Annotated in this window: 14 protein-coding genes and 1 tRNA gene; 9 read left to right on the top strand and 6 right to left on the bottom strand. The window is 43.0% G+C overall.

Annotated features, from left to right (window positions below):
* Positions 1-316: 316 nt before the first annotated feature.
* The gene (locus DUL71_RS02615) at positions 317-1729 is read left to right on the top strand and encodes a hypothetical protein (protein WP_154402294.1); all 1413 of its coding nucleotides are present in this window, start codon (positions 317-319) and stop codon (positions 1727-1729) included.
* Positions 1730-2002: 273 nt separating this feature from the next.
* Here DUL71_RS02615 and DUL71_RS02610 read toward each other — a convergent pair whose 3' ends face one another.
* The 5 genes from DUL71_RS02610 to DUL71_RS02590 all read right to left on the bottom strand — a co-directional run bounded on the left by DUL71_RS02610 (position 2003) and on the right by DUL71_RS02590 (position 6354).
* Entirely contained in the window at positions 2003-2452 is a 450-nt protein-coding gene (locus tag DUL71_RS02610) for a phage integrase SAM-like domain-containing protein (protein ID WP_114936591.1), read from the bottom strand.
* A 478-nt stretch (positions 2453-2930) separates the two neighbouring features.
* Positions 2931-3004, bottom strand: a tRNA-Arg gene (locus tag DUL71_RS02605).
* A gap of 141 nt (positions 3005-3145) precedes the next feature.
* The gene (locus tag DUL71_RS02600) at positions 3146-3952 is read right to left on the bottom strand and encodes a polysaccharide deacetylase family protein (protein ID WP_114936590.1); all 807 of its coding nucleotides are present in this window, start codon (positions 3950-3952) and stop codon (positions 3146-3148) included.
* A complete protein-coding gene (locus DUL71_RS02595) occupies positions 3933-4898 on the bottom strand; it encodes a glycosyltransferase family 2 protein (RefSeq protein ID WP_114936589.1) in 966 nt (321 codons plus the stop codon). The genes DUL71_RS02600 and DUL71_RS02595 overlap by 20 nt, the downstream gene beginning before the upstream one ends.
* Before the next feature lie 274 nt (positions 4899-5172).
* Positions 5173-6354: a glycosyltransferase family 87 protein gene (locus DUL71_RS02590; protein WP_114936588.1), complete on the bottom strand. Its 1182-nt coding sequence runs from the start codon at positions 6352-6354 to the stop codon at positions 5173-5175.
* Positions 6355-6464: 110 nt separating this feature from the next.
* Here DUL71_RS02590 and DUL71_RS02585 point away from each other — a divergent pair, with 110 nt between their 5' ends.
* Positions 6465-7388: a Nif3-like dinuclear metal center hexameric protein gene (locus DUL71_RS02585; protein ID WP_114936587.1), complete on the top strand. Its 924-nt coding sequence runs from the start codon at positions 6465-6467 to the stop codon at positions 7386-7388.
* 328 nt (positions 7389-7716) lie between these two features.
* Entirely contained in the window at positions 7717-8577 is an 861-nt protein-coding gene (locus DUL71_RS02580) for an N-acetylglucosamine kinase (protein WP_112567531.1), read from the top strand.
* Between the two features lie 791 nt (positions 8578-9368).
* Here DUL71_RS02580 and DUL71_RS02575 read toward each other — a convergent pair.
* Positions 9369-10061 (bottom strand): NUDIX hydrolase, encoded by a 693-nt coding sequence (locus DUL71_RS02575; RefSeq protein ID WP_371328320.1) that lies wholly within the window; start codon positions 10059-10061, stop codon positions 9369-9371.
* Positions 10062-10190: 129 nt separating this feature from the next.
* On the opposite strand from DUL71_RS02575, the gene pfkA reads away from it, so the two are divergent.
* From pfkA to DUL71_RS02545, 6 genes are all read left to right on the top strand, one after another.
* Positions 10191-11177 (top strand): 6-phosphofructokinase, encoded by a 987-nt coding sequence (pfkA, locus tag DUL71_RS02570; protein WP_091211996.1) that lies wholly within the window; start codon positions 10191-10193, stop codon positions 11175-11177.
* Between the two features lie 7 nt (positions 11178-11184).
* On the top strand, positions 11185-12033 hold the full coding sequence (locus DUL71_RS02565) for a hypothetical protein (RefSeq protein WP_112567529.1): 849 nt from the start codon (positions 11185-11187) through the stop codon (positions 12031-12033).
* Between the two features lie 6 nt (positions 12034-12039).
* Positions 12040-13035 (top strand): type I glyceraldehyde-3-phosphate dehydrogenase, encoded by a 996-nt coding sequence (gene gap, locus DUL71_RS02560; protein WP_112567527.1) that lies wholly within the window; start codon positions 12040-12042, stop codon positions 13033-13035.
* Between the two features lie 434 nt (positions 13036-13469).
* Positions 13470-15725, top strand: coding sequence for a 1,4-alpha-glucan branching protein GlgB (glgB, locus tag DUL71_RS02555; protein WP_114936586.1), 2256 nt, complete (start codon positions 13470-13472; stop codon positions 15723-15725).
* 454 nt (positions 15726-16179) lie between these two features.
* Positions 16180-16371 carry a hypothetical protein gene (locus DUL71_RS02550; protein WP_112567510.1) on the top strand — a complete coding sequence of 64 codons (192 nt, stop codon included), beginning with the start codon at positions 16180-16182 and terminating at the stop codon, positions 16369-16371.
* A 773-nt stretch (positions 16372-17144) separates the two neighbouring features.
* Complete coding sequence (locus DUL71_RS02545) at positions 17145-19562, top strand: ABC transporter permease (protein WP_114936585.1); 2418 nt, start codon at positions 17145-17147, stop codon at positions 19560-19562.
* Positions 19563-19699 lie beyond the last annotated feature (137 nt).

The following is a 19699-nucleotide window of genomic DNA, read 5'->3' as shown; positions in this document are numbered from 1 at the left end:
TACAACTTAAAAACTCAGCAACACCTCTTGCTTTTGTTCTTTTCTTCCGTTATTTTTAAGACTGTAAGGCCACAGGCGACGATCATCACATTGTTTGGTGATATTTTGCCTGAGGTACCGGGTTCCTAAATCATTATCACCAACTTATATGTCAGAAAAGAACCTTAACCAATCGACAGGCAGCGCTGAAAAAACACCATCCGATAACACCGGTCAGGCAACAGCGAAAACTACAACGGAGAAATTTTATACTTTTTTCGATGATCATCACATCAGGTTTAGCTATGATCCGATCTATTCTGTCATCCTGTGCGGCATGGCAGGAATGATTATCGGAATCATGCTCTTTTCGGCTGGCGACCAGTCATATGGTGAAATCGTGCTTGACAACAAAATCAGCTTGACAGAGTTAATGCTGAGAAAAAGGCTCGACAAATTACAGGCGGATATCTGCGTTTGGAAAAAATCAAAGGAGGATCTGCTCAACAAATCTGGCCAGGCCGGCACCCCGGCCAAAGGCAACGATACAGCAAAAGGCGATAAAAATACCGCGGCTTCACAACAACGCGCCGGCACGACATCCAGCAATCTTATTACTTCAACGTTAACGGACGCTGTCAAAGATATTATCAGGAACATCCAGCGCGCGGAAATAGATATACGCATGACAAAAAAGGAACTGCTGTTCCTGCAGAACGGCAATGCAGATACCATCAGCTATTTCAACAAATACATTTTTATCAATCGCTCAGCTTATCGGCTTGGCCTCGATCACGACGGCTGGAAAAGATCAGCAAACCACATCATTTTCAAAGAACTGCATGCGCAACTCATCGATACCTGCAGATCGGTTCGCGGTTACCCTTTACAAACCCCGTGTACCTTGAGGCTAAGAATAAGTCACCGCACACAAAAAATTGATTTCTTTACCGACTACCCGATGTTCGCCTTATGGTTGCTCTTTGGCATCACCCAAATGACGTTTTGGGCAATGGCTATACCGTTGATAATCGGATCTGTCAACAATCTGAAACAGGAGGCCGGAAACCGTTATCGGGTAGACACCGTAAACCTTATCTTTAATTGTTTTATGGCTGCATTCCTGACGGCAATATTTATCTGTCTGTTTTATAATTTCCTGATTGACAAGCCCATCATCACCGATGATTACTTTCTGAACGGCTATCGTGGGAGACTGGCGGCATTTGGAATTATAGGTTATCTCACCGCCAGCTTTTGTTTCGGCGTTTTTGTCACAATTGCAAAGGAAATTAGCAGGGTAAAGAAATCTATCCCCGGCGAAAGACCTGTGGATATCGCTGCCAGAACCACCAGGTATCTTGCGCTTAAAAGCGTTTTCCAGGGGTCATTTCTCTGTAGCGGCATTATTCTCAGCCTATCAGTACTTTGGGTTGGGATACTGATCAACGCGCTCAACAGCACCGAAGCCTTTCGATTTTATTTCAATCTCTCCGGTAAAAACCTGATACCAGTTGACTTTGTCTACCTGCTGGCCCTGATGAATTCGTTGCTGTTACTGATCTTTTATATGCCCGTCAAACTGAGGTTCGACAGCCTTAAAATTACCGTAAGCGGCACTGACGAACAAGACAATTCAAAAGTGAGCGAACTTTTCAGCGGGCTTTCGGGCAGCATGGCACCGCTTCTGGTCACTGTATCTCCGCTACTGGCGAGCCTAATCCAGAATCTTTTCAAATTATTGGGTTAAAGCGGTCAGTTAACGAACCGGTTCTCCGGGCTTTATCTTTCACTACAGAAAATCAATAAAGTCACCGAACCGTCATATGAGCTTTTCATATTCTAAATTACCAATATTCGCACTCGCTTTATAAGACCAGGCAAGCGCTAATTTTTTCCTTTGTTACACACGTAAGCCCTTAAGAGATTACCACGGGTTTTGCAGATCAGTCCGTAATAATAGTCTGATTGGGTGGGGTCTTTTGGCCCCCCAATACCATATTGATAAATAAATCCATTATAATTACTTTTCATAGTTTGTTAACATGGACGAGGTGATGAACATTACGGAAACCTTTTGACTCTGAAAATAATCTACCAAGCTGTTCCGAACCGTGACATGATTGGCGGCACTGCCCTCACGCCCTTGTTTCCTGAGCGTTTCAATATACTCATCGCAAAATTGGATAAAGTTGATCCCTTCATTTATTCCGGCAAGGTGATCACGAAGTTGGTCCACATTTAAGAATTCAAGTTTTTCATCCAGTCTGCTAATCTCCAGTCTGTATTTAATGACTAAACTAAGGAGCTGTTGTTCGATGAACGGGTCTCTTAAGGTTAATTTCTTTGTCAACTGTTTTTGAGTGACAAAATGTTTGGTATTAAGATACCGTTTCACTCTTTTATGGGTGAGCCGGATTTTAACATTATAGGTGCCATCTGCTTTGAGATGGTGGGGTAAAATTTTACGCATACTGTCGCCATGCACAATTTTTAGCAGCAAAACTTTTGTACATATTTGCACCGAAGTTTTTACTTAATTCAATAAAAATTCTTTTAAACTGATTGAAAACACGGAAGTGTTTCAATATGGGCAGGCGGTGCAAAATGCCCTTGTGCATGAAAAAAACGTTTCCTCCGCAAGGATACGGCTTTTTCAGATATCATCCCAAATAGCATTTGAACCTAAGACCTACAGATCATTAGTCTGTTGCTCCCCGCACGAAAAACAACCAATAAAGTACTTATTTCCAGTATTTTATAAAACTTCAACAAATACAAATATTCATTTTTGTACCATATTTGTATCATTTTGCAAAAAAACACCACCGATTTTCTTTATAAGAACCTATAAATCAATTACTTAAAAAAACAGATAAAATTGAGGGAAATTTCAACGAAGAGAAGCTTTTTTCTACAAATAAAGCCTTGAATATCAAGGCTTTATTTAGTGATCCCATTTGGATTCGAACCAAAGACCTACAGATTAGAAATCTGTTGCTCTATCCAGCTGAGCTATAGGACCATCGCAATTTAATTACAAATATACACATGGTTTCGAACCCATGATATACTATATATTTTTTTGCGGTGCAAATATGCAAATTTATGCTGAAAATAACAATCAATTTGCTAATTGATTTGCTACAAGCTGTTTAACAGCCTATTAACGCAAAACAGGCTCCGGTTTATTTTTGTTTTTGATACTGCTGCAAAACGCGTCCGTCCGTCTAAACGTGTAACAGTTGTCCGTTGCCCAGTCAATAAAATCACTTATCCGCCGGGCAAAAGCTTCACCCGAGTTTTTTGAAACATAGCCGGGAAAACCAAACTTTTCTTTATCGTGCAGATTGGTAAATTCCCAGGGGTGAAAATACAGGTTCAGATAGCCATCCTTTTTATGCGCTGCCGAAGCCATCCTCTTTAATAAAGATAGCGGCAGGTTATGAAAGCTTAGCCAAAACAGCGGAAAACGTACTACAGGTGAAACCGAAGCTGGGATCTGCAGTACATCATGATCATAAAACCAGCTGCGTGGTTTATTAAAGTTATTGTACCGTCCCGGCAGCCACGTTGGGTTTATTGACGAATTATACTCGTAACCGGCTTTTGCAATTTCTGCTTCATCAACAGGCATCATCCGGGCCATCCGGAAGCCTGTTACTTCCGTTCCTGAAATATCCTCTAATGCCAGTTTCGATTGCCTTAAATGTTCGGTCTTAAAATCTGAATGATAATACCCGTGCGATGCTATCTCATGCCCTTCGGCTACCATTCTTTTGATAACTTCGGGTTTGTTGATGGCATAATTAGCGGTACAAAAAAAGGTAGCTTTAATACCCCTCTGTTTCAGCAAGTTGAGTATAATATTGGTACCCTTTGTCGAAATTTCAAGCTGCTCATCAAATGATATTGATTTACCGTACTCAAACGGCATATCAAACTCCTCAACATCAAAGCCTAATAAGATCATTATTTACAATAACAACGTTTGACGAACGGATAATATAATGAGGCCTGTGTTTAGACTGCATAAATATCTTGCCTACATACACTCCTATTACACTCATCACCAGCAACTGCAATCCTCCAAAAAAGGCAATAGTAGCAATAATTGAAGCCCACCCTGAAACAGCGTATCCTAAAAAGTAACTTACCAACACATACGGTATATACAAAATAGCCAGCGACGAAAAGAACAACCCTATTAACGATACAATATAAAGCGGCCTTGCGCTAAACGCTACAATGCTGCCAACTGCAAGCTTAACCAGTTTTGGGAAAGAATAACTTGCCTCGCCGGTATGCCGTTTTGATGGTACATAAGGGATGCCTATTTGTTTATAACCAGCCCATTTGATGATACCACGGAAAAAGATCTCGTATTCGTCAATCAGCTTAAGCTGCTTTACCACCTTCTCGTCAATCAACCTGAAATCGGCAGTGCCGTTTTCCATTTTAATATCAGAGAGCATGTTGAGGCCCTTGTAGAATAATTTTGAAGTAACCTTCTGATAACCTTTGCCGTGCGGATTTTCGCCTTCACGATAGGTATAAACAATGTCATAACCATTTTCCCAAAGCTTTAACATCTTCAGGATCAGTTGCGGCGGGTGCTGTAAATCGGCATCCATAGTTATCACGGCATCACCCTGGGCCATGGCTATACCTGCTTTAAGGGCATAATCTTTACCAAAATTGCGCGAAAGCTCTACATAAAAAACATTGGAATGCAATTCGGCATTTATCTTTAACTCGTTTAGCGTATTGTCCCGGCTTCCATCATCAACAAATATCAGCTCATAAGCATATCCTGTAGGAGAAAGTGTTTCGCGAATTTGCTCAATCAAATAACTAATGTTTTTTTCCTCATTATGCGATGGAATAACAATAGATATCTTTTTATCAAGGTATGTCATAGTTATACTATGGAATTTTTTTAAATTGTAACAGGTGGTATTTGTAAATAAAGATTATATTTGGTTGCTTTTCAGCACACTTCTTTTACATTATTAACCTTACGATAAAGTGTTACAAAACGTAACTGTCGTAATCAGTTTTAATAAAAAGTGCAAAATATCTCAAATGTAACTTATCTGTTACAAACATAATTAATAATTATTTATTAACATGCAAATCTTTCTCGTTTTACAGTAAAAAACAATACGCCAAGGCTTTTATATGGTGCAGTTCTTAAGCAATAGCCGGTCTTAGTGTACTTTCTTCTTCTTTAGCAAAATTACGGGTGAGTGTTTCGTAAACTATTTTAAGCCAAATCAAAAAGCAGGGGATCGATTTTAGCTTATAGGGCACTATATACTGCTTCCGGATAAAGGACGGGAACAAATCAGATGGCGAAAGGCTTGTCACCAACAGCGCCAACACCAACAGGAAAATCTCGAAGCCGGTAACCGGGCGGTTCAGGTTCATAAACCAAACAGCCACCCCAACAAAAGCAATAATATAGGTTGATGACTCGGCCGAGCTGCTGAATATCACGGCGAAGATCAGTACCGACGAGAGGATCAGGCGCTGGTATTGTACAAACTTATATGCCCCTATGCGCAGGTACGATAAGCCAAACAGCACCAATGCCGGCCCTATCACGTACATGTTTTTAAGATCCTGGTAATTGAAAGTTTTGCGGATAAAGCCGGTAACACAAATTTCCTGCATAGATGAATGCTGGTTATCCGAGTTTTTAATCACCAGGTCGGTATACCAATCGCGGTAAGTTTGCACAATAAACGACGGCGACGAAATAGCCATCGGCAAAACAAACAACACTGCCGACCAGAATATGAAGCTCAGCACAAATTTGGGCTTGTTATTTGAAAAGAAAAAGAAAGCCAGCCCAACTATGCCATAAAGCTTAATGAACGCGCCAAGGGCTATCATCAGTGCCGCCCAAAAATCCTGCTCACGCTTTATAAAGTTAAACCCTAAAATAATAAGCGCCGCTATCATGGGGTTGCTTTGCACATTGGCCGATGCCGTCATTAACTCATGAGCACACAGCAAAAGAACAATCACGTACTGATCTTTTTTTAAAGGCAATAACTCAATAGCCTTAAACAGCACAAACGCGTTAAACAACACCCATAAAATAACACCAATACCATCGGGCAGTATGGCAAACGGGGCCATGATTATTGAAAACACCGGCCCGTAGTGATTGAGATCGTAATAATGCTCGGGCTGATAAGCGTACAGGTTGTGCTGATGAATGGTGTTTAAAAAGTTATATTTAAAGATGGTGTAATTGTTGAACCCCTGATGGGTTAAAACGCCTTTGATTACCAAAAATAGACTGAGGCCAAACCATAAAGAATAAACAAAAGGTTTGTTGCTGATGAGTTTAGCAAGTTTTTGCACGGATTTAGGGGTCTTTAAAATTTATGCGAAGATATAAATATGTCACACAATTATTACAAAACCAGAAATTAACTTAGCTGCACTATATTTGACCAAACCCAATCATTACCATGAATTCAAACCTCTCTCCCATTAACCATAATCCCAATCGCCGTAAGTTTATCGGTCAGTTAGGCTTAGTAGCGGGCGCTGCCGCCTTATTGTCAGCGCCATTTGCTGCCGATGCCCTTACCAAACCCGATGCAAATATGACCGTAGGACAAATCATCGATCTGTTTATGAAGCAGGTGCCCGGCGCTCCGTTCCCGAACACGGTTGATACCTTAAAATCGGGCAATCGCGATATTGTGGTTACCGGCATAGTTACCACAATGTTTGCCACCATTGACGTTATTGAAAAAGCGATAAGCCTGGGCGCTAATTTCATCATAGCGCATGAGCCCACTTTTTATAACCATGCCGATGAAACCACCTGGCTGGCCAATGACGATGTATATCAGTATAAGAAACAACTACTGGATAAGCACAACATAGCCGTATGGCGCAACCACGATACCATCCACAGCCTTAAGCCCGATGGTGTTGGCCTGGGCTTGTTGAAACAGTTGGATTGGGTAAACTATTACCAACCCGAAACCGGTAACCTGTTAAGCATCCCTGCTACATCGTTAAGCTCCCTTATTGATACACTTAAAAAGAAACTGAAGATTGAAAAGGTGCGCTACATAGGCAATCCAACACAAAGCTGCCAGAAGGTATTGCTGCTTCCGGGGGCGGCGGGTGGTAAAAGGCAGATCACCGAGATGAGCACCAAAAAGCCCGACGTACTAATCTGCGGTGAAATATCCGAGTGGGAAACTGCCGAATATGTACGGGATGCCCAGGCCAAAGGCGATAAGCTTTCGCTCATTGTATTGGGCCATATCGCCAGCGAAGAACCCGGCTCAGAGTTTATGATAGGCTGGCTTCAGCAAAATGTACCCGGTATTAAAGCTACACACATCCATCCCGGCAATTCACTATCATTTATGTAACACATTTGTAATACTAAATACACGTTTTAGCATTAATTAAAGTCAATATTTTGCTAAATATGGTAACATTACGTACAATTGTAAATTACTCTGTTTTTAACCGTCGACAAGCTTGCTTATATGTAAACTTTACAGTTAAAAAAAGGTATAGTTGACCTGATTAATTATTGATAACATTGGCACGAAAGCGCCATTTAAAGTTTAAATTATATAAAAAAGTAGCTTTAAATTGAATAAAAATCGCAATTTTTATTTTTTGAATTACTAAGTGTTTTTTTTACAATAAGTAAATCCTACTTTTAACCGATTTTTAAAAAAACAAAAATTTATGATCATAATTGCTGACGGTGGCTCAACCAAAACAAATTGGTGCCTGGTTACCGAAGAGGGAAAAAAAGTTTACTTTAATACCGAGGGTTACAACCCATACTTTTCAAGTACAGAGTATATTATACAGTCACTGAACGAGAGCCTGCCAACCGATCTTGAAAAAAACCAGATCACAGAGGTAAATTACTACGGTGCAGGTTGTTCAACCCCCGAAATGCGCAAAATTGTTGAAGAAGCTATGAAAGTAGTTTTCGTTGGCGCTAAAGTTAATATTGGCCATGACCTGCTTGCTGCTGCCCGTGCCCTGCTTGGCAACACCGAAGGTTTTGCTGCTATATTAGGTACCGGAACCAATACGTGCATTTATGATGGTAAAGAAGTAGTTCATAATATTGATTCAGGTGCATACATTCTTGGCGACGAAGGCAGCGGTTGCTACATCGGCAAAAAACTGTTAACAGACTACCTGCGTGGTTATATGCCAGAGCCTGTACGTGCCCTTTTCTGGGAAACTTACAAACTTACTCCTGATGATATCAACGAGCAGGTTTATACCCAGCCACGTGCAAACCGTTTTTGCGCAAGCTTCAGCAAATTTGTTTACGATAACAACGTACACATCGAATATTCACGCAACCTGGTACGTACCTCGTTCGAAGATTTCTTCCGTAACCTGGTAACCCACTACCCTGATTATCAAAAATATACTTTCAACTGCATTGGCTCGGTAGGTTATAACTTCCGCAACGTATTGGAAGAAGTAGTTACAGAAAACGGTATGGTTGTTGGCAACATCATCCGCTCGCCTATAGATAACCTGGTGAAATACCATTTGGAATTAGCACCTTCTTCTTTATAATTAGAAGCAAGAATCAAGACCTAAGACGTTAAGATTTTAAGATAAAAAAGGACTGGAAGATTTTCCGGTCCTTTTTGTTTACATGTATTCCCCTACCACCACGTCATTGCGAGGCAAATGATGGTACTGTCGTCCGTCCGTATACCTGTGTCACTACATCTTTTGGACATATGGTGGACAGCGCACTTCTTTTTGTCTGAACCGGGATTTAGGTGAATTTTTTGGATGAACAGGATTTTTGTCTGAACTCGAATTAAACGAATTATTGGAATTCATTGAATTTGCTAAGCATTCTGTTAATTCATTAATTCCATAAATTCGAGTTCAGACAATTTTGCGTTAGGGATAGTAGCGGATACCGGCCTGTGGATAAGGCCTGTGCAGTATGAGCGAATAGCCCGCCCGTCTGCTGACGGGAACGCCCATATTCTCACCACGTCATTGCGAGGCACGAAGCAATCCCCTACTTTACAGAGCGGCTAAGCAATTGCACTTCTGGCGCAAGTATGAAGCGCAGGCCAATGAGCGTAGTGGCTACTTGTGCCTTTATCAAGTTTGTGCGTCCGTCCGTCTCCCTGTGTCTAATGTTTATTAAATTGTTCAGACGTATACGGCACAAGTAGCCTTCGCTTTTCCTCACGCTTCATACTTGCGCCAGGAATAAAAACAAAAAGGGCTGGAAAATCTTCCAACCCTTTTCTCTTATAATTCTATTTCTTTCCTGACTCTTGATTCTTGATTTCCTGAATCTTTCCCAACTTCCGGACCTCCGACTTTCGGACTTTCCCGACTCACACCAAATTCATCTCTCCCTGAAAAATCTTACCGTACTTGCGTTTGTCAAACTTGTACAGTTTGGCTGCGCGGTATGATACGCCTTTCTGCTTCTCGTCAAGCTCTTTCAAAAAGCCGTAGCTCAGCATTTTTTTGCGGAAATTGCGTTTATCCAGCTTCTTATCTAATACAGCCTCGTAAAGCGACTGTAGTTGTGTTAAAGTAAATTTTTCGGGTAGTAATTCAAACGCTATCGGCTGATAGTGCAACCTGCGCTTTATTTTATTGAAACCTGTTTTGAAGATCTCGCTGTGGTCAAACGCCAGCTTAGGCAGCTCGCTTACCGGGTGCCAGAACGCTTTTTTGGCGTATTGCGTTACCGGGCGTAACTCTTTCTGACCATTTATGCGGATCAAGGCGTAGTAAGCAACCGTAATTACACGGCCCTGCGGGTGACGGTTTACCTCGCCAAAGGTGTGGAACTGTTGCATGTGCAAATCGCGCAAGCCCGTAAGCTCGTATAATATACGCTCGGCGGCATCATCAATGCTTTCGTCCTGCTCCACAATATAGCCGGGCAGTGCCAGCCAATCCTTGTACGGCTCCTCATTCCTCTCAATAAGCAAAATTTTAAGCTCGCCGGCTTCAAAGCCGAATATCACGCAGTCAATAGAGAATACGGAATCAAACTTGGGTAACATTAGTTCCAAACTATTAGTGAGATTTAGTTAATAAGTTTAAATATATAGCCTTAATCTCTAATCCAAAAAAAAATAAATAAAATTTAATGGTGTAATTTACACACAGTATCTTCGTACCGTAAACTTAAGGAGTGAAAGATGCGTAAAATATCAAAAATAGGGGTTTTAACTTCAGGTGGTGATGCCCCCGGAATGAACCCTTGTATACGTGCCGTGGTTAGGACTGCACTATACAACGGACTGGAAGTTGTAGGTATAAGGCAAGGTTATAAAGGCCTTATTGACAACGATATGTACGAAATGGATAGACGCTCGGTAAGTAACATCCTTAACCTGGGCGGTACCATTTTAAAAACCGCGCGCTGCCTGCCTTTTAAAACCGACGAAGGTATGGAGCAGGCTTACCAACACGCCAAAGCCCGTGGCATTGATGCCCTTGTAGTTATTGGTGGCGACGGTACTTTTACCGGCGCACTGCGCTTTTCGCGCAAATATCCCGACATTGCCGTAATGGGCGTTCCGGGTACAATTGATAACGACCTTTGCGGCTCAACCTATACCCTTGGTTTTGATACCGCTACCAATACCGTTATTCAGGCTATTGACAAAATCCGTGATACTGCCGATGCGCACGACCGTCTTTTCTTTATCGAGGTAATGGGTCGCGATTCGGGCGCTATCGCCCTGCGTGCCGGTATATCATGCGGTGCCGAGGCTATTTTACTGCCAGAGCGTGCCACCGCCATTGATGATTTGATTGCCAACCTGAAAGAAGGGCACATGAACAAAAAATCGTCGAGCATTGTAATTGTTGCCGAAGGCGACAAAAATGGCGGTGTTTATGGCGTGGCAAAAGCTGTACAAGAGGAAGTTAAGAATTACGACATAAAAGTTACTATCTTAGGCCACTTGCAACGGGGCGGTGCACCATCAAGCTTTGACCGTATTTTGGGCAGCAGGCTTGGTTTTGCAGCAGTTAACGCTTTGATAGCCGGCGAATCACAAAAAATGGTAGGTTTGCAGGCAAATCATATCCTGATGACAGACCTTGAAGCAGCACTTAACCATCATGAGTTTAAGCTTGAAGAAGATCTTTTACAAATGATGGATATATTATCGATATAGATTATTAATGATTGCAGTTGTTTATAGCGGATCGTACTTTGCACATTGGAGGCTCACTGATAAGGGAAGAACTGTGGCTTCCTTTAAAACCAATGGCATAAACCCCTATTTTAACGACGAGAAGCATATCCTTCAGCTCCTCAACAAAAACATTAACCTCATACACCACGCCGAAGAAATAAAACGCATTTACTTCTTTGGCGCAGGTGCATCATCCGATGAGCGGAAGAAGATAGTACAAAACGCTTTTGAGGCATTCTTCAAATTTGGTAAAATATCTGTTGAGCATGATATTGCCGGGGCTGCCATTGCCTGTTGTAAAAACGAACCGGGCATTATCAGCATTTGTGGCAGCGGCACTAACGCCGCCTGGTATGATGGTAAACGTGTTTGGCCTAATAACTACGGTTTGGGCTATATCCTGGCCGATGAAGGATCGGGCAACTGGCTGGGGCGGCAACTCATTAAAGAGTTCATGAACGATACCCTGCCCCCATCGCTTCGTAAAAAGTTTATCCACAAGTATGATGCCGACCGTAAAAACCTGCTCGAAAAGGTTTATCGCCAAAAACAACCCGCTTTATTTTTAAGCTCTTTTACCGATTTTTACCTCGATAATAAGAACGATCATCATCTGCAAAACGTCATAAAAAAAGGATTTAGCAAGCTAATTTCTACATATTTGTTACCTTTATATCAGCAACACCAGGGTACGTCTGTTCACTTTGCAGGCTCTGTTGCTTTTAATTTCCAGGAACACTTGTATGAAGCTGCCGCCGAAGCTGATCTGCAAATCACTAACATAATTAAAGAACCCATAAATAATTTATTAACCTACTATTCAAGTAAAAATTAAAAAATCATGAAAATAGGAATTAACGGTTTCGGCCGTATTGGCCGCCTGGCATTCAGGGCTGCAATTGAAAGACCAGACATTGAAGTTGTTGGTATTAATGACCTTGTTGAGCCAGATTACATGGCTTACATGTTAAAATACGATTCAACCCACGGTCAGTTCAAAGGTACTATTGCTGTTGAAGGCGGTCATTTGGTTGTTAACGGTAAAACCATCCGCGTTACTGCCGAAAAAGATCCTGCTAACCTTAAATGGAATGAAGTAGGTGCTGAGGTAGTAATCGAATCAACCGGTTTGTTCTTAACTCAGGAAACTGCTCAAAAACACATCGACGCCGGTGCTAAAAAAGTAGTAATGAGCGCTCCAGCTAAAGATGATACCCCTACATTTGTAATGGGTGTTAACCACAAAGCGTTAAAAGCCGATCAAAACATCGTTTCAAACGCTTCATGTACTACCAACTGTTTAGCTCCTATCGCTAAAGTATTGGACGATAAATTTGGTATCGAAGAAGGTTTGATGACTACTGTACACGCTGTTACTGCAACTCAAAAAACAGTTGACGGCCCATCTGCAAAAGATTGGAGAGGCGGTCGTGGTGCTTACCAAAACATCATCCCTTCATCAACAGGTGCAGCTAAAGCAGTAGGTTTAGTTTTACCTCAGTTAAAAGGTAAATTAACAGGTATGTCATTCCGTGTTCCGGTTGCCGACGTTTCTGTAGTTGACTTAACTGTACGCCTGAAAAACGGTGCTTCATACGAAACCATCAAAGCTGCAATGAAAGAAGCTTCTGAAGGCGAATTAAAAGGCATCCTGGGTTACACTGAAGACGAAGTGGTATCTGAAGACTTTAAAGGTGATGTACGCACTTCAATTTTCGACGCTAAAGCCGGTATCGGTCTGAATGATAACTTTGTTAAAGTTGTATCTTGGTACGATAACGAGTGGGGTTACTCAAACAAACTGATTGACCTTGTTCAGGAAATTGGCAAATTATAATTGCTGATTTTATCAGATATAAAAACGCCCTTCGGATAACCGGAGGGTGTTTTTTTTGTTTGTTCTCCCCCACGTCATTGCGAGGCACGAAGCAATGACGTGGTGAAGAGTGGCTAAGCAAATTACCCTGTAAGTCGGGGATTGCTTTGTGCCTCGCAATGACGGTTTGGTGGTGAAGATTGTCGTCTGTCCGTAACACCGTGTCACTATGCTTTCTGGATGGAGGTAGACAGTGGTTAAGCAAATCTCCCTGTACAGTTTGCGATTGCTTCGTACCTCGCAATGACGTGGCGGAGATTAGAAGCGGGGTACTCAAAAATAAATCTCCAAAACCCTGCTTAATATATTAATCCTGTTATATTTGATTGCATATAAACCAAACTCATTCCTGTGATTTGGGTTATCTATTAACACCCTAACAGGTTATCTATATCATGGCCAAAAAAACAACTCAAACCGAAAACCCCTTACCGGAAGCAAAACCCGTAAAGGAGACAAAAGCCGTCACTAAGGTCAAAGCCGATAAAGTAACGCCTGAAACAGGAAGTCCGGAGCCTAAAAAAGCAGCTAAAACTAAAGCCGTTGCCGCCGAAAAGCCAGCTGCTGAAAAGAAAGCTGCAACAGCTAAAGCAAAAACCGTTGCTGCCGAAAAGCCTGCTGCTGTCAAAAAAGCTCCTGCACCGGCAAAAGCCAAAGCAGTTAAAGCTGAGAAACCTGCAGAAACCACTCCCATTCAGCAGCCTGTAAAGCTTAAAGCTGTTGAACCATATAGCCGTTTTACCGATTTTGACATCAGTTTATTTAAATCGGGAAAGCATTATAAGCTATATGAAAAACTGGGTTCGCATGTGGTTGAATACCAGGGTGTTGTGGGTACTTATTTTGCCGTTTGGGCTCCAAACGCGCAATACGTATCGGTAATAGGTAATTTCAACGGCTGGAGCCGTGGTTCGCACAGTTTGAATGCCCGTTGGGATTCGTCGGGGATTTGGGAAGGGTTTATACCTAATATTGGTGTTGGCGAAACCTATAAATATTTTATTAACTCATCAAGCGGCGAAGACCTGGAAAAAAGCGATCCCTTTGCTTTGCGCTGGGAACTGCCGCCACGTACAGCATCAATAGTTGCTGATACCTATTACGAGTGGAAAGACCAGGACTGGATGAAAAACCGCCAGGAGCATAACGGGCTGGATAAACCATACTCGGTTTATGAGGTGCATTTAGGCTCATGGGCACGCAACTGGGAAAGCCCCGATGAGTTTTTGACCTACACACAGCTTGCCGAAAAAATGGTGCCTTACGTTAAGGAAATGGGCTTTACGCACGTGGAGTTTATGCCGATAATGGAACACCCATATTACCCAAGCTGGGGTTACCAGGTGAGCGGTTATTTTGCAGCTGCATCGCGCTACGGTACGCCACAGGAGTTGATGTACCTGATTGAAGAGTTTCACAAAGCCGGTATTGGCGTGATACTGGATTGGGTGCCTTCGCATTTTCCGGGAGATATTCACGCATTATACAGGTTTGACGGTACGCACCTTTATGAGCATGCCGATTCAAGAAAAGGTTTCCACCCCGATTGGAAATCATATATATTTAACTATGGCCGTAACGAGGTTAGGGCATTCCTGATCAGTAACGCCCTGTTTTGGTTAGACAGGTACCACGCCGACGGCTTGCGTGTAGACGCCGTAGCTTCAATGCTTTACCTTGACTACTCCCGCAAGCATGGCGAGTGGGAAGCCAACATGTACGGCGGTAACGAAAACCTTGAAGCCATATCATTCCTGAAGGAATTTAATGAGGCGGTTTACAGCCACTTCCCATCGGCACAAACCATTGCCGAAGAATCAACTTCGTTTACAGGTGTTAGTCGCCCGGTTTATTTGGGCGGATTGGGCTTTGGTATGAAGTGGATGATGGGCTGGATGCACGATACCATTGGCTACTTTAAAGAGGACCCGATACACCGCAAGTATCACCATAACGAAATTACTTTTAGTACGATATACGCCTTTACCGAAAACTTTATGCTGCCGTTTTCGCACGATGAGGTGGTGTATGGCAAGGGCAGTATGCTGCGCAAAATGCCTGGTGATGAGTGGAGGCAGTTTGCCAACCTGCGTTTAATGTACAGCTATATGTTTACCCATCCGGGTACCAAGCTATTGTTTATGGGTGCTGAGTTTGGACAGGGCGATGAGTGGGATTTCAGTCGCTCGTTACAATGGCATGTGCTGCAGTATCCAAATCACCGGGGCATTAGCGAAACGGTTAAGGCGCTTAACCACCTGTACCGCGATGAACCTGCATTGTATGAAAAAGCATTTGCGTTTGATGGTTTTGAATGGGTTGACGGCGGCAATGCCAATGATTCGATACTGGTATACCGCCGTAAAGGGCATGATAGCAAAAACGACCTGATGATTGTGCTGAACATGACGCCGGTTATTCGCAGGGATTACCGCATAGGCGTACCTGCGGCAGGTAAATGGAAGGAAATATTTAACTCCGACCAGGAGAAATACTGGGGCAGCGGCATCATCAACTACGATGCGGTAAGCACCGAACCTGTTAAATGGCATGGCAAAGCGCAGTCAATCAAGATCACGATACCTCCATTAGGGGCAACTGTATTTAAACTGGCGCCAGATGTGCCTGCTAAATACGAATTGAAGAAGTAAGAGCCGGTTTAGTGAGCCTTGCTATTCTTAAGACTTACGAAGTTTTTAAAACTTCGTAAGTCTGTTATAACTTTAGGTGTTGAGGGCCTGTCATCCTGAGTGATGTCATTAAGTTAAGAGATTGATAGGGTGCACCAGAGGTGCAAAAGGTTTGTAGCAGTAAGATATACCCGATTTTTAGTGTGCCAGAGGTACACAACTCCGGTGTTCCGTACCTCCGGCACGGTTGTTTTTGGGTATATTATTGCTACAAACCTTTACCCCCTCTGGGGGATTTCCCTTAACTTAATGCCATTGCATCCTGAGCCTGTCGAAGGACGTGCGCAGAGGCCCCTACCCGCTATGCTTCGACAGGCTCAGCATGACACCCTGTTTTTAGTTAAGCTATGCGGTTTTGACGACCATAAGGTGCTGAAACAAGTTAAGCGCGATGTTGTTAAGTGAATAAATAATAATGAATCCCAAATTCAAATATCTTTATCTGATAGGCGGCATAGTAGCCACTATACTGCTTATTGTTCAAATTGTTACTACGTATCCCACACCCAACACGGTAGGGATAATCCTTGGCGCGTTGCCTGCTTTGGCCTTGTTTTACCTGTCGTACAAGGCATATCATGTTAAAAAGGATAATGAGTTGATGTAAGGGCGCATGTACCTGCTTGATAAGTAAACCAGATTGTCATTTCGAACGAACAGCTAAGGGAATGTGTAGGATTTCTCTTTCGCCCCAGGGCACATACCAGCCCCTACCCTATCGAAATGACAATTTTTCAGGAAAGAAACATCGTCCGTCAGTAACACTGTGTCACTATACTTTTAGACCGTTGCAGACATCAGCATCTTTTTGTCTGAACCGGGATTTTGGGGATTTTTTTGTCTGAACTCGAATTAAACGAATTATTGGAATTTATTGAATTTACTAAGCATTCTGTAAATTCATTAATTCCATGAATTCCGGTTCAGACAATTTTGCGTTAGGGATAGGAGCGGATACCGGCCTTGTGCGTAATGCCTGCAGGCGTATGAGCGAATAGCCCGCCCGTCAGCTGACGGGAACGCCCATATCCTTCACCACCACGTCATTGCGAGGAACGAAGCAATCCCCGACTTACAGAGTCGCCGAGCAAATCCCCCTGTACAGTTCGCGATTGCTTCGTGCCTCGCAAATGACGCTTTTTTTATTGCTTAAGGCGCAAGTAGCCTCTGCTTTACCCCCCTTCATACTTGCGCCAGAGAAAAATAATAAATCCGAAATGGAACATCCGAAATCCGAAATCAAACTACCCCAATACCGCACAATCACTGTTCGAAAACGAACAGTTTCGTAGATTGCATTTTAATGTAAATAATTGATAATCAGTGAATTAAAACCAAGGCATGCAATTGGCTGAATTTCAGGCATAAACCGTTACAATTATGCTTAAAAATTACCTGCTGGTTGCTTTCAGAAACCTATCTAAAAATAAAGCCTTCTCTGCTATCAATATAGTAGGGCTGGCCATCGGTATGGCAGCATGCCTGCTCATATTGCAATATGTTAGCTTTGAGCTTAGTTATGATAATTTTCATGTTAAAAAAGATCGTGTATTCCGCATTAACCAGGATAGGTACAACAACGGTAAGTTAAGTACCCAATGGGCGGGTGGTGCATTTGCCCCGGGCAACGCCTTTAAAACCGAACTTCCCGAAATTGAGGAGTACGTAAAAATTGTAGGGGCGGGGCAAACCATTGCTACTCACAAGGAGCAGAAAATGGTGATCCAGAATGTGTACTACGTAAGCGATGCCTTTTTCAAAACGTTCAGCTTCCCGCTATTAAACGGCGACCCAAACACAGCACTAAAAGAGCCAAACACAGCGGTAATTACCCAACAAATTGCCGATAAGCTTTTTCATGGCGTAAACCCGGTTGGCCAAACGCTGTACATCAATACAGATAAGCCGCTTAAAATTACGGGCGTGATGAGTAACATGCCTGCCAATACGCACATGAATTTTGATATCATGCAATCATATGCTACGCTGCTTAAGGAAAATCCGCCTAATAAAGATTATAACATTGATAATGCCTGGCTAAATGATGGCTGTACAACTTACCTGCTGCTAAAGCCTGGTGTTGATCCGCGTAAGCTGGAGGCTAAGTTTATCCCGATTGTAAAAAAGGCTTATGATAAGTATCCCGGTTCGGGCGAGGGTGGCATTTATACACTGCAGTCAGTTAAGGATATCCACCTGTACTCTAACCGCATGCTGGAGTTTCAGCCCAATGGTGATGGCAAATCGGTATACCTGCTTTTGGGCATTGCCATTTTTGTGATCGTCATTGCCTGGATCAATTATATTAACCTGGCTACCGCTCGTGGTATTGGCAGGGCTAAAGAGGTTGGTGTACGTAAAACCCTGGGCTCGGCAAAAGCGCAGCTCATTGCCCAGTTTATGTTGGAAGCCATGATGCTTAATGCCATGGCCATCGGGCTTGCTTTGCTCATCATTATGGCCTGCTTGCCGGCATTTGCCAGTATTTCGGGCATGCAGATGGGCTTTACGCTGTTTGCCAAACCGGCTTTCTGGCTGGCGGTGTTAGGGATATTTGTGCTGGGCTCATTCTTCAGCGGTTTTTATCCGGCACTGGTGTTATCAGCCTTCAGACCGGTTGAAATAATGAAGGGCAAGATCCTGGCATCTCCGGGCGGAGTAGTGTTGCGTAAGGGTATGGTGGTATTTCAGTTTGCGGCATCTATATTTTTGCTGATAGGCTCACTTACCGTATTCAAGCAGCTTAAATATATGCAGAGCCAAAAGTTAGGGGTAAGGATAGATCAGACTATTGTTATTAAAGCACCGCTAACTAAGGTAGATTCGTTTTACCGCAGCATGAGCTCATTTAAGCACGAATGCCTGGCGCAAAGTGCCGTTAAAAGCGTAACGGTATCAACCTCAATCCCCGGTCAGCCGGTTGGCTGGAATGCCGGCGGGATCAAACTTGTAGGTTCTGATCAAAGTACCAGCAAGCAATACCGCATTATTGGTGCCGATTATGATTACCTCAATGCTTACAATATTAAACTGATTGCCGGTCGTAAGTTTTCAAAAGCGTTTGGCGATGAGCCGCATAAGGTGGTATTTACCAAAAAAGGGGTGGAGCAATTAGGCTTTAGCAAGCCTGCCGATGCCCTGGGCAAACGCATTGACTTTTGGGGACAGGTTTATGAGATAATAGGCGTGGCCGATAATTTTCACCAGCAATCGTTACATGATGCTTATGATGCCATGATCTTCCGTTGTATCCCTGATGTGCGGGGTCCGGTGTCGGTAAAGGTAAGCACCACCAACATGCCCCAAACCATTGCCGACTTACAGAAAACCTGGGCTGCCTTTTTCCCCGGCGATCAGTTTGATTATTTCTTTTTAGATCAGTTTTTTAACAAACAATACCAAACCGACCAGCGCTTTGGGCAGGTGTTTGGCGTATTTACCGGCATAGCCATTTTTGTGGCTTGTTTAGGCTTGTTCGGCCTGGTATCGTATACCATTGTGCAGCGCACTAAGGAGATAGGTATCCGCAAGGTGCTGGGTGCTTCGGTAAACAGTATTTTGGGCTTGCTGTATAAAGATTTTGCCCTGCTGGTAGTGGTTTCCTTTGTAATATCGGCACCTATAGGTTGGTATGCCATTCACCAATGGTTGCAAACCTACGCCTTCAGGATGGATATTAACCCTTTCCTGTTTGTTATTCCGTTTTTCCTGGTATTGCTGGTAGCCTTTGCAACGGTATCATTCCTGAGCGTAAAAGCAGCCTTAATGAACCCGGTAAAGAGTTTGAAAACGGAATAGGGAGGGAAGTCAAGAGTCAGGAAGTCAAGAGGTCAGGATTTAAGAGGCAGGAATCAAGAGACAAGAAGCAATCTCTTCACCACCACGTCATTGCGAGGTACGAAGCAATCGCAAGCTGTACAGGGGGATTTGCATGG

The sequence above is a fragment of the Mucilaginibacter endophyticus genome, from assembly GCF_003351025.1.
Taxonomy (GTDB): domain Bacteria; phylum Bacteroidota; class Bacteroidia; order Sphingobacteriales; family Sphingobacteriaceae; genus Mucilaginibacter; species Mucilaginibacter endophyticus.
Note: the sequence above shows the minus strand (reverse complement) of the source record. Positions and strands in the feature narration are given on the sequence as shown.

What these genes read in the sequence shown, in the direction of transcription:
- DUL71_RS02585 (WP_114936587.1), top strand. Translation starts at nt 6,465, where the DNA reads ATGAATTCAAACCTCTCTCCCATTAACCATAATCCCAATCGCCGTAAG.
- glgB (WP_114936586.1), top strand. Translation starts at nt 13,470, where the DNA reads ATGGCCAAAAAAACAACTCAAACCGAAAACCCCTTACCGGAAGCAAAA.
- DUL71_RS02550 (WP_112567510.1), top strand. Translation starts at nt 16,180, where the DNA reads ATGAATCCCAAATTCAAATATCTTTATCTGATAGGCGGCATAGTAGCC.
- pfkA (WP_091211996.1), top strand. Translation starts at nt 10,191, where the DNA reads ATGCGTAAAATATCAAAAATAGGGGTTTTAACTTCAGGTGGTGATGCC.
- DUL71_RS02615 (WP_154402294.1), top strand. Translation starts at nt 317, where the DNA reads ATGGCAGGAATGATTATCGGAATCATGCTCTTTTCGGCTGGCGACCAG.
- DUL71_RS02610 (WP_114936591.1), bottom strand. Translation starts at nt 2,452, where the DNA reads ATGCGTAAAATTTTACCCCACCATCTCAAAGCAGATGGCACCTATAAT.
- gap (WP_112567527.1), top strand. Translation starts at nt 12,040, where the DNA reads ATGAAAATAGGAATTAACGGTTTCGGCCGTATTGGCCGCCTGGCATTC.
- DUL71_RS02600 (WP_114936590.1), bottom strand. Translation starts at nt 3,952, where the DNA reads ATGATCTTATTAGGCTTTGATGTTGAGGAGTTTGATATGCCGTTTGAG.
- DUL71_RS02565 (WP_112567529.1), top strand. Translation starts at nt 11,185, where the DNA reads ATGATTGCAGTTGTTTATAGCGGATCGTACTTTGCACATTGGAGGCTC.
- DUL71_RS02545 (WP_114936585.1), top strand. Translation starts at nt 17,145, where the DNA reads ATGCTTAAAAATTACCTGCTGGTTGCTTTCAGAAACCTATCTAAAAAT.
- DUL71_RS02595 (WP_114936589.1), bottom strand. Translation starts at nt 4,898, where the DNA reads ATGACATACCTTGATAAAAAGATATCTATTGTTATTCCATCGCATAAT.
- DUL71_RS02580 (WP_112567531.1), top strand. Translation starts at nt 7,717, where the DNA reads ATGATCATAATTGCTGACGGTGGCTCAACCAAAACAAATTGGTGCCTG.